Raw genomic sequence first — 13,449 nt, 5'->3', positions numbered from 1 at the left:
TGCCATGACCCTGAGACGGTTCAGCCTCATCGCGGCGGCCGTCTGCGCGTTCCTGGTCGTGGTGGTGGTGCTGGTCGTGTCCGGTGCGCTGGACCGCCCGGCGGCGATCGCGGTCGACAAGTTCACCCAGCTCACCGGTGCCGTGGCGGCGATGGTCTGCTACTGGCGCGCGGGCCTGCGCCGGGAGGGCGCGGCGCGGCGGTGGCGGCTGTGGATGGCCGCCTCGATGGCGAGCCTGGTGGTCGGGCTGTGCGCGTGGACGTGGGGGCAGGTGTTCCTGGGCGTCTCGCTGCCGTCCACCACGGTGGCCCCGCTGGGCTTCATCATGGTGCCGGTGCTGGCCCTGTGCGCGGTGCTCGTGCTCGGGCAGGGCGGCGCGGGGTCGCTGCCCAACCACCGCAGCCGGGTGGTGATCGCGCTGGACGGCCTGATCGTGGTCGGCTCGCTGTTCGTGCTCACCTGGGTGTCGCTGCTGGAGTCGATGGTGCGGGCGTGGGCCACGTCCGGGCCGGGCTTCGCCACCGTGGTCGCGCACCCCGCCGCGTACCTGGTGATGCTGGTCGTGCTGCTGGTCTCGTCGTGGTCGCACCGGTCGGTGCGGCAGTTGCCGATGCTGTTCGTGGCGCTGGCCGGCCTCGGCCAGTCGGCGTCCGGCTGGGTGTTCGCCTACCTGGTCAGCAAGGGCGTCTCGGACGTGCCGGTGGCCGCCGACATCGGGTTCATGGTGTGCCCGGGGCTGTACTTCCTGTCGTCCATCGCGCCGAGCAGCGCCGGCCGCGAGCGGGTCGCCGCCGGGAAGCTGCGCGCGGGCGAGATGCTGCACATCCTGGTGCCCTACCTGCCGATGCTGGTCACCGGCCTGTTCATCGTGGTCGGCACGGCGACCGGCGTGCGGCTCAACCCGTTCGAGATCTACGTCGGCCTGGCCGTGGTGCTGCTGGTGATCGCGCGGCAGCTGTTCACGCTGATCGACAACGTGCGGCTGCTGGAGCAGTTGCGCGACAGCCGGGAGCGGCTGCGGCACCAGGCGTACCACGACCCGTTGACCGGGGTGGCGAACCGCGTGCTGTTCCGCGAGCGCCTCGACGCGGCCCTGGACGGCCCCGAACCGCTGGTGGTGCTGTTCATCGACGTGGACGGCTTCAAGGACGTCAACGACAACTACGGCCACGCCGAGGGCGACGCGGTGCTGCGGATCGTCGCCGAACGCCTCCAGCACTGCGTGCGCGCCCAGGACACGGTGGCCCGGCTGGGCGGCGATGAGTTCGGCATCCTGGTGGACGGCTACCCGTCGCCGCCGGAGGAGATCGGCCGGCGGGTGCTGGACGCGGTGTCGTCGCCGCACCGGACGCCCGGCGGCGTGCACCGCATCCGCGCCAGCATCGGCATCTCGCACCGGGCCGCGCGCGACCCGGCGCTCACCGCCGACGACCTGCTGGGCAGCGCGGACGCGGCGATGTACACGGCGAAGCGGCTGGGCAAGGGGATGGTCGTGGTGCACGGGTCGGTGGAGGCGGAGCTGACGTGACTCCCGATGAGGTGACACCCCGGACGGTGAACTTCGCGGGCCTGGGCCCGGACGAGGTCGTCGCGCGGCTGGGCCTGGCGGAACTGCCGGTCGAGGGCGGGCACTGGGCCCAGTCGTGGCGCTCGCCGGAGGCGTCGGCGATCTACTACCTGCTGCGCGCGCCGGAGTTCTCCGGCCTGCACCGGCTCTCGCACCTGGAGGTCTACGCCCACCACGCGGGAGCGCCGCTGCGGATGCTGCTGCTGCGCCCGGACGGCACGGTGGAGGAACCGGTGCTGGGCCTGGACCTGGCCGCCGGCCACCGCCCGCAGGTGGTCGTGGAGGCGGGCGTGTGGCAGGCGAGCGCGCCGGAGGGCGACTGGTCCCTGGTGGGGACGGTCGTGGTGCCGCCGTACACCGACGACGTGGTGGAGTTCGCCAGGGCCGACGACCTGGTCCCCCGCTACCCGGAGCACGAGGACCGCATCCGCCGCTTCGCCCGCTTCTGAGCCCGCGCCCGGCGGCGGGCACCGGACGGGTCAGGCGAGGTCGCGCAGCAGGGGGACGACGTCCTCGGAGAACTGGGTGAGGAACCGCTCCTGGTCGTGGCCCGGCCCGTGGAACACCAGGTGGTCGAGCCCGGCGTCGACGTACGGCTTGATCTGCGCCAGCGCGTCCTCCGGGTTCGACGCGACGATCCACCGCCGGGCCACCTGCTCGATCGGCAGCTCGTCGGCCAGCCGCTCCATCTCCTCCGCGCTGCCCACGCTGTGCTTCTGCTCCGGCGTGAGCGACAGCGGCGCCCAGAACCGGGTGTTGGCCAGGGCCGCCTCCGGGTCGCGGTCGTAGGAGAGCTTGACCTCGATCATCTTGTCGATGCCCGCCGGGTCGCGGTCGGCGGCCTCGGCACCGGCCCGGACGGCGGGCAGCAGCTGGTCGGTGTAGAGGTCCATGCCCTTGCCGGACGTGCAGATGAACCCGTCGCCCGCGCGGCCGGCGTACTTGGCCACGGTCGGGCCGCCGGCCGCGACGTAGATCGGCACCGGGTGCTCCGGGCGGTCGTAGATGCTCGCGTTGACCAGCTTGTAGTAGTCGCCGTCGAAGTCGACGCTGTCGTTGGTCCACAGCTCGCGGATGAGCCGGACGGCTTCCCGCAGCCGGGCGAAGCGCTCCTTGAACTCGGGCCACTCGCGGCCGGAGACGGCGATCTCGTTGAGCGCCTCGCCGGTGCCGACGCCGAGCACGACCCGGCCCGGGTACAGCAGGGCCGTGGTGGCGAACGCCTGCGCGATGACGGCCGGGTTGTAGCGGAACGTCGGCGTGAGCACGCTGGTGCCCAGCAGCACCCGGCTGGTCCGCTCCCCCACGGCGGCCATCCAGGACAGCGCGAACGGGGCGTGCCCGCCCTCGTGCCGCCAGGGCAGGAAGTGGTCGGACACGGTCACGCTGTCCAGTCCGACTTCCTCGGCCCGCACCGCGTACTCCACGAGGTCCCGGGGCCCGAACTGCTCCGCGGAAGCCTTGTACCCGATCTTCAGCCCCATTGCCGCTCCTCCTGGCTCATCCCCTCCCGCACTCTACGGAACCGCGCGGTGCGGCAGCGTGGGGGAAAGCTCACGACCATCCGGAAGCGGAACCCGGAATACGCGGGCGGCCCGCGCCTGCGGGGAGTGATCAGCCCATCGTCTTCTGGCCGTCGAGCGACTCCCGGATGATGTCGGCGTGCCCGGCGTGCTGGGAGGTCTCGGCGATCACGTGCAGCAGCACCCGGCGGACCGTCCGCACGGCACCCGGCTCGAACCAGGGCGCGACCGGCAGCGGGTGAGCCTTGTCCAGGTCCAGGCCGACCACGATCTCCTCGGTCTTGCGCGCGGTCTCCTCGTAGTCGGCGAGCAGGCCCTCCAGGGTCTCGCCGGGCAGCATCCGGAAACCGTTCTCCCAGTCGGCCGGCACGCTCTCCATCAGCTCCGCGCCGCCGACCGCGAACCGCATCCAGCTCTCCTCGACGGCGCGGACGTGCTTGATCAGCCCGGCCACGGACAGCGCGCTCGCGGTCGGGGTCGCCGCGGCCTGCTCGTCGGTCAGGCCCTGCGCGGTGTAGCGCAGGAAGCCCCGGTGCGTCGCCAGGGTGCTGAGCAGGTCGGCCAGCTCGGTGGTGAGCGCGGTGCTCGGCGTGGTGGTGTTCGTCATGGCGGACCTTCTCTCTTCGTCGTTGGGACCAACTCTAAAACCCAATGCGGACAGATCCGGTCCTCGATTCGGCGGCCGGGTGAAAAAACCTCCCCCGGCTTACGCTCCCCCCGTGGACCTGCCCGTGATGCCGCCCGTGCGCCCGATGCTGGCCAAGGCCGTGCGCGAGGTGCCGCGTGAGCCGGGCCTGGTCTACGAGCCGAAGTGGGACGGCTTCCGGTGCGTGGTGTTCCGCGACGGCGACGAGCTGGAGCTGGGCTCCCGCAACGACCGGCCGCTCACCCGGTACTTCCCGGAGGTCGCCGAGCTGCTGGCGCGGGGCCTGCCGCAGCGGTGCGTGGTGGACGGCGAGGTCGTCATCGTCACCCCCGACGGGCTGAGCTTCGAGCTGCTGCAACTGCGCCTGCACCCGGCGGCGTCACGGGTGCGCAAGCTGGCCGTGGAGACGCCCGCGTCGTTCGTCGCGTTCGACCTGCTCGCGCTGGGTGACCGCGACCTGACCGGGGTGCCGTTCGGGCAGCGCCGCGCGCTGCTGGCCGACGCGCTGGCCGAGACGCCCGGCCTCTACCTGACGCCGGCGACCGACGACCCGGACGTGGCGCAGGACTGGTTCACCCGGTTCGAGGGCGCGGGCTTCGACGGCGTGGTCGCCAAGCGCACCGACCTGCCCTACGAGCAGGACCGCCGCGTGATGTGGAAGGTCAAGCACGAGCGCACGGCCGACTGCGTGGTCGCGGGCTACCGCCGGCACAAGGACGGTGAAGGGGTCGGCTCGCTGCTCCTCGGTCTCTACGACGACGACGGCGTGCTGCACCACGTGGGCGTGGCGAGCAGTTTCACCGCCGCCCGGCGGCGTGAGCTGCTGACCGAGCTGGAGCCGTTGCGGGCGGGCGCGCTGGACGCCCACCCGTGGGGCGGGTGGGCGGGGGCCGACGCCGCCACGACCGGCGGCCAGAGCCGGTGGGCCCCCGACAAGGTGCTGTCCTGGGAGCCGCTGCGGCCGGAGCTGGTCGCCGAGGTGCGGTACGAGCACGTGCAGGGCACGCGGTTCCGGCACACGGCCAGGCTGGTCCGCTTCCGCCCGGACCGCGCGCCCGACTCGTGCACCTACCGCCAGCTCGACGAGGTGCCGCCGGCCGAGCTCAACGCGGTGTTCGGCCCCTGATCCGGCCCCGCCGGGGCGAGCCCCGGGGAAGCGGCTGCGGTCAGGGCGACTCCTGCTGAGGCGCCCCCGGTCGGGGCGACCCCGGTCGGGGTGGGTGGGGCGGTGAGTGCGCCCGGTGCGAGCCGCGACTGGTCGAGCAGCGCGTGACCGGCCGTGGTCAGCCGGGCGGGACCCGGACCCCGGGCGATCAGGCCCGCGCTCGCCAGGCGGGAGCCGAGGAACTGGTCGCAGCAGCACACTCCGTCGATCAGCAGCGTGCCGGCGGCGTAGGCGCAGCGGCCCGCCTCGACGGCGCGGAGGACCGACCAGTCGCGGTGGGTGAGCGGGATGGTCATGGCACAAGCTCCTTCCGGGTGCCCCACTACCCGTTCGACGAAGGAGCCGGGATCGGTTTCGACACCTGTCCGGAGGATTCCCCGGTGCACCGGTTCCGATTCTCACCCGACCGGTGCGAAATGATCGCCCGAGGGGTTACTTCAGCGCGTCCGCCGCCTGCCGGAACGCTCCCACGAGCTGCGGCCAGCGGGTGGCCCGGTCGCGGTTGACGGACTGCGGCGACGGGTGCGGCGCGTTGATCACCTTCAGGCCGTACCCGCGCCCGGACAGGTTCCAGCCGGTGCCGGCGGGCGTGCCGAGGACGACGACCACCTTCAGCTCCTTCAGCATCCCGAGCAGCTCCACCAGGTACGGCACGGCGGCGCGCAGGTCGGCGGGCGTCGGGGTCGGGCCCTTGAGGTACCAGGGGACGACGTTCCAGTTCAGGCACACCTCGCGGGACAGCCCCGCCTCCTTGAGGGCGGTGAACCCGTTCACGGCGGTCTGGTCGTCGTTGTCCAGCGAGATCAGGCCGGAGCCGGCCCTCGTCGTGGTCGCGGCCGGTCCCGGCGACTCCAGCAGGAGCAGCACCTTCGCCTTGACGCCGCCGCTCGCGGGGTCGAACAGCGGCACGTCGACCTTGCGGTCGCCCGCGATCCTGCGGGCGAACTCGGTGAGCGGCTTCATGTGCGGGGCCTGGAGGAGCGTCATCTTGCGGGCGACGATCCGGGGGTCGCGGTGGCCTTTGGGCGACGCCGGGAACACGTTGGAGGGCACCCGCCGACTTTCCACCGGAACGACGACTGACGACCATCCTCCGTCCGGGTGGGCAACCCGGGCGGTGACGCAGGTCGGGTCGCGGGTGGCCCGACCCCGTGCCGATGCCTCCCGCAGGAGGTCCGCGCCTGGCAGAGCACTCGACGGACCGGGTCGCCGGTCCCGCCGGCGACGACCCGGATCACGATGATGTGACAGCGAAAGCGCCCGAACGAGTTAACTGAACTGGGTTCGCGGTCGCTCTTCGCGCACACCGTCGACGTAGATGTCGACCTTCTCGTTGTAGAACGACACCAGCCCCGCCACGGCGCGGCTCTCCGGCAGCGGCGTCCGGTACCCCCACGCGAGGTTCTCGTGCACCTCGTCCCCCACCACGACCGACCAGTACCCCGCCGTGCCCTTGTACGGGCAGCTCGTCCGCAACTCGGTGCGGCGCAACAGGTCCATCCGCACGTCGGTCATCGGCAGGTAGTACCGCGCGGGCAGCCCGGTCTCGAACAGGACCACCGGCCGCCGCGACTCGGCGACCGTCACGCCACCGACCTCGACCCGCACGTGCCGGCTGCTGGGCAGCGCGTCGACCCGCGTGTAGGGGCTGCGCGGGTGGACGTAGACGGGCTCGTCCTCCTCGAACCACTCGTCCATCGCGTCCCACTCCAGCCGCACCAGGCCGCGCAGCGCCTCCAGCGGCGAGTCCGGGTAGGTCAGCGCCGCGCCGGCCGCCACCACGTCCGCGACCTTCACGTCGTGCACCTCGCCCGTGCCCCGGCTGGGCGAGCGCTGCACGTCGCCGGTCGCCACGAGCGCCGCCCGGACGTCCTCGACCGGGACGTAGTACGTCGGGTAGTACGGCTTCTCCCACACCAGGGCGGGTCGGACCGTGTCCGCCACCAGCGAGCCCGCCAGGTAGGCCCGCACCCGCTTGGCCCCGGTCTCGACCCGCACCCGTCCGCGCTCCGCAGTCATGCCGCCGACGTTACGCCGCACCCACCACCCGCACGAGCCCCCTGGAGCTGCCCGGTCCACTGTGGAGGGAGCGTCACACCGCCGCCGGGCGGCGTTGCGGTGCGCGGTAGGCCCAGTGCCACACCGCCTCGACCGGCCCCCGGTGGAACCGCCGCATCCACCAGGACGCCCCGAGCAGCAGCAGCGCCGACACCACGGCCCACATCCCGACCGTGAACCACACCCCCAGGTGACCGAACCGGCCCACCAGGTCCAGGCCCCACCGGTAGCACAGCACCGACGCGATCAGGTTCTGCCCGATGTAGCAGGACAGCGCGGCCCGCCCCACCGACGTGACGCCCCGGCGCAGCACCCCCGGTTCGGCACGCATCCGGTGCACCAGCGCGGTGATCCCGCCGAGCAGGCCGAACGCCACCAGCGGCGCGCACAGGTAGCGGTCGACCGCGAACCACGCACCGCCGGCCAGCGTGGTCAGCACGTTCAGCGGCAGCCCAGCGCCCAGCCCCCACCACACCAACCGGCGCTGGAGCCGGTGCCCCCGCGCGGAGTCCTCCAGCGCACCGGCGCGCAGGAGCACCGCACCGGCCAGGAACAGCACGGTGCTCAGCGGCAGCACGAACACCGCTTCCAGCCGCAGCGCCACGACGTGGTCCAGCCGCGACTGCACGTGCGCCCACCAGCCGGACGTGTCGATCGCCAACCCGCCGCCGTCCAGCGACGCCTGCCCGGCGAGCAGCCCCAGCGTCACGACGCCCACGACCGCCAGGTGCACGACCGCCGCCCCGATCAACCACCCCCGCACGGCCCGCGCCCCGCGTCCCACGACGAACGCCACCAGGACCGAGACCAGCGCGTAGAACATGAGCACGTCGAACTCGAAGATGAGCACGAAGTGCAGCGCCCCCTCCACCATCAGCAACGCCGAGCGCCACAGGTACCACCCGGGCCACCGCTGGCCGCGCCGCACCGCCGACCGGTGCTGCACCGCCAGCCCGATCCCGAACAGGATGGAGAGGAGTGCCAGGAACTTCCCGTTGCTGACCATCCGCAGCAGCGCCTCGCCGTACCCCGAAGCACCCCGCAGGAACCCACCCGGCCCGGCCGGGTCGGTGAAGATCCAGATGTTGGTGCCGAGCGTGCCCAGGATCGCCACGCCGCGCAGCACGTCCAGCGCCGCGATCCGACCACTCGTGTGCAGTCCACTCATGTGCAGTGCCTCCCCGACCGGAAAAGCTAGGGCCGGGCACCGGTCCGCCGAGTCGTCCGATGGTCGTGCCGGGCCTCCACACTTCGGAGGACGCCGAACTCCGGAGAACGCCGAGCCGGACGCGGGGGCTCCGGACGACACGGCACCGCGACGGCACGACGCGACGGCGGCGCGCGGGGCGCAGGGCGGGGCGGTGGTCGGGCAGCCTCCATCAGGCCCGCACCGCACCCGGCGGCCAGCGGCGGCCGGCCAGCGGTGGCGGGCAGGCAGCGGCGCCGGGCAGCGGCGGCGGGCAGGCAGCGGCGGCCGGGCGGCGGCGGCGGGCAGCGGGCAGGCGGGCAGCGGCGGCCGGTCTGCGGCCGGGCGCCCCCCTCGACGCAGGACCGCTAGCGGTGGCGGGCGTGCTGGCGGGCCAGGGCTCCTGCTCCGAGGATCAGCAGCACGGCCACCAGGCCCCAGCGGCGCTGGTCGCGGACGCCCCGGTTCATCGTCGTGACCTCCTGGGCGCGCGGCTCGGCGGCCACGTGGATGCGCGTCCTCGACGTGGGCGGCGTGGTCGGGGGCTGGACCGGGCTCGTGGTGGGGTCGTCCGGCGGCGGGGCGGTCGGCGCGGGCGGTGGGGGTACCAGGGGCGCACCCGGGATCGGGGGGACCGGGACCTGGGGCACGCCGGGGCGGCTGGGCGTGGTCGGGTCCGGGGTCGGCTCGGGGGTGGGGTCCGGGGTCGGGTCCGGGGTGGGGTCGGGGGTCGGGTCCGGAGTCGGCTCGGGGGTCGGGTCCGGCGGGTCGACGACCGGTGGCACGGACAGGCAGCCGGCCGCGTCCACGGTGTGCACGGCGGGCCGCGCCACGATCTCCGACACCGCGCCCGACCCGTCCAGCGCGACCCGGTACAGCGTGCTGCGGCCGTCCACCCCGTTGTTCGTCGCGTACAGCGCGCCGTCGCGGCCGAACACCACCGCCCCGTACGCGTCACCGCCGGGCAGCCGGCCCGCGCCGGGCACCCGGCGCACCTGGCCCGACGACGGGTCGAGCGTGACCACGGACGCGCGGCCGTGCCCGGACGTCGCCACGCCGTACAGCAGGCCGTCCGCCGGGTTGACGTCGAAGTCGTCCACGGTGACCGCCTCCGGCACCGCCCACAGCCACGTCTCGTGCACGACCCGGAGGTAGTGGTCGCTGGCCGGGTCGACGTCGACCGACAGCAGCAGGTTGGCGACCCGCACCACCAGCCGCTCGCCGACGACCGCGCCGGCGGTCGCGTGCCGCAGCACGTGCGACGGGCGTGAGGGCAGGTCGAGCAGGCGGCCCGTCCGGTCCAGCGCGACCACCCGGCCGTCGTCGTCCACCCCGTACACCCGGTCCTGCGGCGCGGAGTAGCCGATCGCGTTCAGCCGCGCGTCCACCGTCCCCAGCTCGCGCACGAAGCCGGCCGGCAGGTCGACGGCGAACACCGAGGACGGCCCGTGGTGGCCCGCCTCGACCTGGATGGTCGAGCAGACCGCCACCGCCAGCGCCTCGATCACCCGAACCGCTCCAAAGCCAGCCGGAACGCGTCGGGCGACAGCTCCGCGCCGCCGCCGTAGGGGTTCTGGAGCTGGTAGGTCGCGTAGAGCAGCATCGTGATGGTGGCGGCCAGCGTGGCGACGATGACGACGTGCGTGCGCATCAGCGGGCCGCCGAACAGCAGCGGCAGGCCGATCGACAGCACGGAGCCGAGCACGAGCACGAACCACACCACGGAGTCGACACCGCCGCCTGCCGCGTCCAGCCGGGACTGCCGGGCCTGGTAGACCTGCCAGAGCTGGCTCGCCGCCTCCTTCTTGCGGTCGATCTGCCACTCGTCGTCGGCGGGCGCGGCGGCCACCACCTGGCGGATGCGGTCGAGCTGGTTCCAGCCCTCGGACTCGAACTCGCGGCCCTCCACCAGGTTCGGCCACTCCTCGTCGATCACCGTGGTCGCGTAGGCGCGGGACAGCCCGCGCACCTCGTCGCCGGTGGCCCTCGACAGCGCGTCGGCCGCCCAGGTCGCGGCGACCAGGCCGTCCGCTTCCTTGTACGCCGCGTCACCGGCCTCGCCGACCGCGTCGAACAGGGCGATCAGCACGAACGCCACCAGGACGGCGTGCAGGCCGCCCACGATGGTGAACACCTGCCCGGCCGCCTCGTTGTTGGCCGCGCGACCTTCTTCGAGGCCGTACTTCCGGATCACGTAGGCCAGCAGGGCGGCCACCACGGCTGCGCCACCGACCCACAGCAGACCCGTGGCGTACACGTTCATCGCGGTCCTCTCACCACCCGGGACGAATTCCACAGATCCGCGAATTCATCGCTCTCGAAAGGTAGTGAGCCGACGGTTCCGGCAACAAGGCCGTTCATCCGTGTGCCACGGAATGCCAAACCGTCAGGTGAAACACGTACACCTTCAGGGGACGCTCAACCGGGTTAGTCCGCGCGAGTGCGGACCGACACCCCTTGTCGGGGTACCGGGTTGCTCCGACCGTGTCGCCGACGCCACGACGCTCCGTCGTGAAACGACCTGGTTCCGAAAACCGGTCACGCCGTCCGGGTCGCGCATTCCGTTCCGGGTGACGCGAAAAGCGCTCACCGCCGCGCCCACCCAACTCGCGCACCGACTTCGGACGGTCACCGGAAGGCCCCGAAAGGCGGTTGTGCGCGCGATCGGGAAACGTTTCACCGGAGGTGCGACTACCCGGCGGACAATGCGCGTTCTAGATGCCCAGCAGGGACGCGAGGGAGCCCAGCTGGTGGTCGAAGTGCGCCCGGCAGTCGGTCAGGCTGCCGACGTACTGCCCGTGCAGCTCGAAGCTGATCACCCCGAACAGCGCCGAGAACGCCAGGAACCCGCGCGCCAGCAGGTCGTCGCCGATGTCCAGGCCGAGGAAGTCGCGCAGCACGGCGAAGTCGCCGCCCAGCGGCCCGGCCACGGCGACCGCCGGACGGCCGCGCTGGACGTCCGCCAGCAGCGCCATCAGCAGCATCGACACCCTCGTCCCCGGCTCGCCGGTCCGCTCCACCGGGGCGTGGTAGCCGGGGACGGGGCTGCCGTAGATGAGCGCGTACTCCGAGGGCCGGGCGACGGCCCAGTCCCGCGACGCCGTGCCGATCGCCCGCCACCGCCCGGCCAGGTCGTCCCGCGCGCACGCGGCCTCGGCCGCCTCGACCGCGTCGCCCAGCGAGTTGTAGGCGTCGATGATCAGCATGGTCAGCAGCTCGTCCCGGCTGGGCACGTACCGGTAGACCGCCGACGACACGATCCCCAGCTCGCGGGCGATGGCCCGCAGCGACAACGCCGCGCTGCCCTCGCTCGCCAACTGCTCGCGGGCGATCCGCTTGATGTCCTCGATCGCCTGCGCCCGCGCGCGCTGCCTGGGTGTGGCCGTCATGGCGACGATGATGGCCGACCGAGAGAGCAGGTGCAACAAAGGAGAGCACCGCTCTGGACAGGCGCCGCCCGACCCCGCCACCATTCCGCACAAGAGAGCAGTGCTCTCAAGAACGACTAGTGCTCATGGAGGCGACCATGACCAGGTACCGAGTCGGCGCGTTCGGCCTCGCCGGCGTGCTGTTCCTGCTCTACCCGGTGCTCCGGCCGTACTCGGACGAGACGGTGGCCGAGGGGCCGGCGGTCATGGGCACCACCGCGTGGGTGGTCGCCCACCTGTGCGCCGTGGCGGGGTTCGTCCTGGTCGCCATCGCCCTGCCGGTCCGCCGGGCGGCCCTGGTGACCGCACTCGGCGCGGGTCTCACGCTGCCCTACTACGGCGCGGAGACCTTCGGCCTGCACGCCATCGGCGCGCGGGCGGCGCAGCACCCGGACCCGGCCCTGGTGGACCTGGTCGACGCCGTCCGCTACCAGCCCGCCGCCATCACGGTGTTCGCCCTCGGCCTGCTCCTGCTCGCCGCCGGCGCGATCCTGGTCGCAGTAGAACTGAAGGCGCTCGCCGTCCCCTACGCGGTGGCGTTCGCGCTGTTCCTGCCCCAGTTCTTCACCCCGCCCGCCGCACGCATCGCGCACGGCGCGCTGATGATGGTCGGGTGCGCGCTGGTCGCCTGGAAGCTGTGGCGCAGCAGGTAAGAGCCCCTGACACGCGTCGACGGGGCCCACCCTCGCAGCGGGCCCCGTCTCGTGCGCGCACGACCTCCGGGAGGACTAGAAGGTGAGCTTCCAGAGGTCGATGTAGCCGGTGTCCTGCGCGTACACGTCCTGGGCCTTCAGGCGCCAGGTGCCGTTCGCGACCTCGGAGGAGGCGTTCACCGTGTACGTCGTGTTGATGTTGGGCGTGCTGGTGTTGCTGGAGTTCTTCAAGCGGTAGGACGAGCCGTCCGGCGCGACCAGGTCGAGCACGACGTCACCGCTGTAGGAGTGCTTGATGTCGACGGTGACCTTCAGGGTCGACGGGGCGTTGCCGGTGATGCCGCTGACGGTCACATCGCTGAACACGCCCGCGCCCGCGTCCGGGATGTTCACGTTGTTCGCGTTCTCGAACGTCTTGCCGGGCGGGTTCGGCGTGCCGCCGAGGTTGTCCGCCGCCGCCTTGATGGCCGACGCGAACGTGCTGACCTCGGTGTAGACGCCCGGGTTGTTGGCCCGCGCGCACCCGTTGCCGTGGCTGACGATGCCGACCTGGATCCACGCGCCCGCGCCGTCCCGGCGGAACATCGGGCCACCCGAGTCGCCCTGGCAGGTGTCGATGCCGCCCCGGGCCAGGTCGCCCGCGCAGATCTCGGCGGCCGGCTTGAGGTTGCGGTAGTACGGGTCGGCGTTCTTGCAGGTGGTGTCGTCGATGAAGTCGACCTGGGCCTTCATCAGGTAGCGCGACTGGCCGCCGCCCTCGCGGGTGGCGCCCCAGCCCGCGACGGTGAACACGCCGGAGTTGTACGTGCCCGTGGTGGCGATCGGCAGCAGCGCGGCACCGGCGATGGGGCTGGCGAGCTTGATCAGCGCCCAGTCGCCGCCGGTCGAGGTCGGGTACGTCGGCGACCGGTGGACGTAGGTGGAGGTCCGCTTGACCGCCGACGAGTCCTGGAGGTCGGCCACGCCGTAGGTCGCGGTGATGCCGGTGTTGTTGCCCGTGCTGTTGACGCAGTGGGCGGCGGTGAGCACCAGCTGCTCGGTGTACATCGCGCCACCGCAGCCCATGGACAGGCGGACCATCCACGGGAACTCGCCCTTGGCGGCCTGCGTGCCGCCGACGACCTGCGGGGTGACGCCGCCGGGGTCCGGCGGCTGGGGAGCGGAGTGGGCTTGGCCGCCGAACGCGGCCAGGGTCGCGGCGATGCCCGCGGCGAGGGCGAGCG

At 72.8% G+C, this 13,449-nt stretch carries 14 protein-coding genes and 1 pseudogene; 4 read left to right on the top strand and 11 right to left on the bottom strand.

Going from position 1 to position 13,449, the window contains the following annotated elements; translation table 11 throughout:
* Positions 1-4: 4 nt before the first annotated feature.
* On the top strand, positions 5-1,528 hold the full coding sequence (locus AB0I60_RS06645) for a GGDEF domain-containing protein (protein ID WP_360726277.1): 1,524 nt from the start codon (positions 5-7) through the stop codon (positions 1,526-1,528).
* Between the two features lie 41 nt (positions 1,529-1,569).
* Positions 1,570-2,016, top strand: a complete 447-nt coding sequence (locus tag AB0I60_RS06640) for a cupin domain-containing protein (protein WP_360726833.1) — start codon at positions 1,570-1,572, stop codon at positions 2,014-2,016.
* A gap of 30 nt (positions 2,017-2,046) precedes the next feature.
* Here AB0I60_RS06640 and fgd read toward each other — a convergent pair whose 3' ends face one another.
* Both fgd and AB0I60_RS06630 read right to left on the bottom strand, forming a co-directional pair.
* Positions 2,047-3,051, bottom strand: coding sequence for a glucose-6-phosphate dehydrogenase (coenzyme-F420) (gene fgd, locus AB0I60_RS06635; protein ID WP_360726275.1), 1,005 nt, complete (start codon positions 3,049-3,051; stop codon positions 2,047-2,049).
* Positions 3,052-3,181: 130 nt separating this feature from the next.
* On the bottom strand, positions 3,182-3,697 hold the full coding sequence (locus AB0I60_RS06630) for a DinB family protein (RefSeq protein ID WP_360726273.1): 516 nt from the start codon (positions 3,695-3,697) through the stop codon (positions 3,182-3,184).
* A gap of 112 nt (positions 3,698-3,809) precedes the next feature.
* Between AB0I60_RS06630 and AB0I60_RS06625 the strand changes: the two genes are divergently transcribed.
* Positions 3,810-4,862 (top strand): ATP-dependent DNA ligase, encoded by a 1,053-nt coding sequence (locus AB0I60_RS06625; RefSeq protein WP_360726271.1) that lies wholly within the window; start codon positions 3,810-3,812, stop codon positions 4,860-4,862.
* Here the strand turns inward: AB0I60_RS06625 and AB0I60_RS06620 are convergent.
* From AB0I60_RS06620 to AB0I60_RS06590, 7 genes are all read right to left on the bottom strand, one after another.
* Complete coding sequence (locus AB0I60_RS06620; RefSeq protein ID WP_360726269.1) at positions 4,805-5,197, bottom strand: hypothetical protein; 393 nt, start codon at positions 5,195-5,197, stop codon at positions 4,805-4,807. The genes AB0I60_RS06625 and AB0I60_RS06620 overlap by 58 nt on opposite strands.
* A gap of 136 nt (positions 5,198-5,333) precedes the next feature.
* The gene (locus AB0I60_RS06615; RefSeq protein ID WP_360726267.1) at positions 5,334-5,954 is read right to left on the bottom strand and encodes a uracil-DNA glycosylase; all 621 of its coding nucleotides are present in this window, start codon (positions 5,952-5,954) and stop codon (positions 5,334-5,336) included.
* Between the two features lie 216 nt (positions 5,955-6,170).
* Positions 6,171-6,920 carry a DUF427 domain-containing protein gene (locus AB0I60_RS06610; protein ID WP_360726265.1) on the bottom strand — a complete coding sequence of 250 codons (750 nt, stop codon included), beginning with the start codon at positions 6,918-6,920 and terminating at the stop codon, positions 6,171-6,173.
* A 73-nt stretch (positions 6,921-6,993) separates the two neighbouring features.
* Positions 6,994-8,127: a DUF418 domain-containing protein gene (locus AB0I60_RS06605; RefSeq protein ID WP_360726263.1), complete on the bottom strand. Its 1,134-nt coding sequence runs from the start codon at positions 8,125-8,127 to the stop codon at positions 6,994-6,996.
* A gap of 386 nt (positions 8,128-8,513) precedes the next feature.
* Positions 8,514-9,653 carry a hypothetical protein gene (locus tag AB0I60_RS06600; RefSeq protein ID WP_360726262.1) on the bottom strand — a complete coding sequence of 380 codons (1,140 nt, stop codon included), beginning with the start codon at positions 9,651-9,653 and terminating at the stop codon, positions 8,514-8,516.
* Positions 9,650-10,408 carry a hypothetical protein gene (locus AB0I60_RS06595; protein ID WP_360726260.1) on the bottom strand — a complete coding sequence of 253 codons (759 nt, stop codon included), beginning with the start codon at positions 10,406-10,408 and terminating at the stop codon, positions 9,650-9,652. The genes AB0I60_RS06600 and AB0I60_RS06595 overlap by 4 nt, the downstream gene beginning before the upstream one ends.
* A gap of 451 nt (positions 10,409-10,859) precedes the next feature.
* Positions 10,860-11,534, bottom strand: coding sequence for a TetR/AcrR family transcriptional regulator (locus AB0I60_RS06590; RefSeq protein ID WP_360726258.1), 675 nt, complete (start codon positions 11,532-11,534; stop codon positions 10,860-10,862).
* Between the two features lie 137 nt (positions 11,535-11,671).
* On the opposite strand from AB0I60_RS06590, the gene AB0I60_RS06585 reads away from it, so the two are divergent.
* The gene (locus tag AB0I60_RS06585) at positions 11,672-12,226 is read left to right on the top strand and encodes a hypothetical protein (protein WP_360726257.1); all 555 of its coding nucleotides are present in this window, start codon (positions 11,672-11,674) and stop codon (positions 12,224-12,226) included.
* 75 nt (positions 12,227-12,301) lie between these two features.
* On the opposite strand, the gene AB0I60_RS06580 is transcribed toward AB0I60_RS06585, so the two are convergent.
* Together AB0I60_RS06580 and AB0I60_RS06575 are read right to left on the bottom strand one after the other, a co-directional pair.
* On the bottom strand, positions 12,302-12,580 hold the full coding sequence (locus AB0I60_RS06580; RefSeq protein ID WP_360726831.1) for a proprotein convertase P-domain-containing protein: 279 nt from the start codon (positions 12,578-12,580) through the stop codon (positions 12,302-12,304).
* An 87-nt stretch (positions 12,581-12,667) separates the two neighbouring features.
* Positions 12,668-13,417: pseudogene (locus AB0I60_RS06575) on the bottom strand (serine protease); the annotation flags it as partial.
* Positions 13,418-13,449 lie beyond the last annotated feature (32 nt).

The sequence above is a fragment of the Actinosynnema sp. NPDC050436 genome (assembly GCF_040655415.1).
Lineage (GTDB): Bacteria > Actinomycetota > Actinomycetes > Mycobacteriales > Pseudonocardiaceae > Actinosynnema.
The sequence above is the reverse complement of the archived record's forward strand: the minus strand, read 5'-3'. Positions and strand labels throughout refer to the sequence as shown.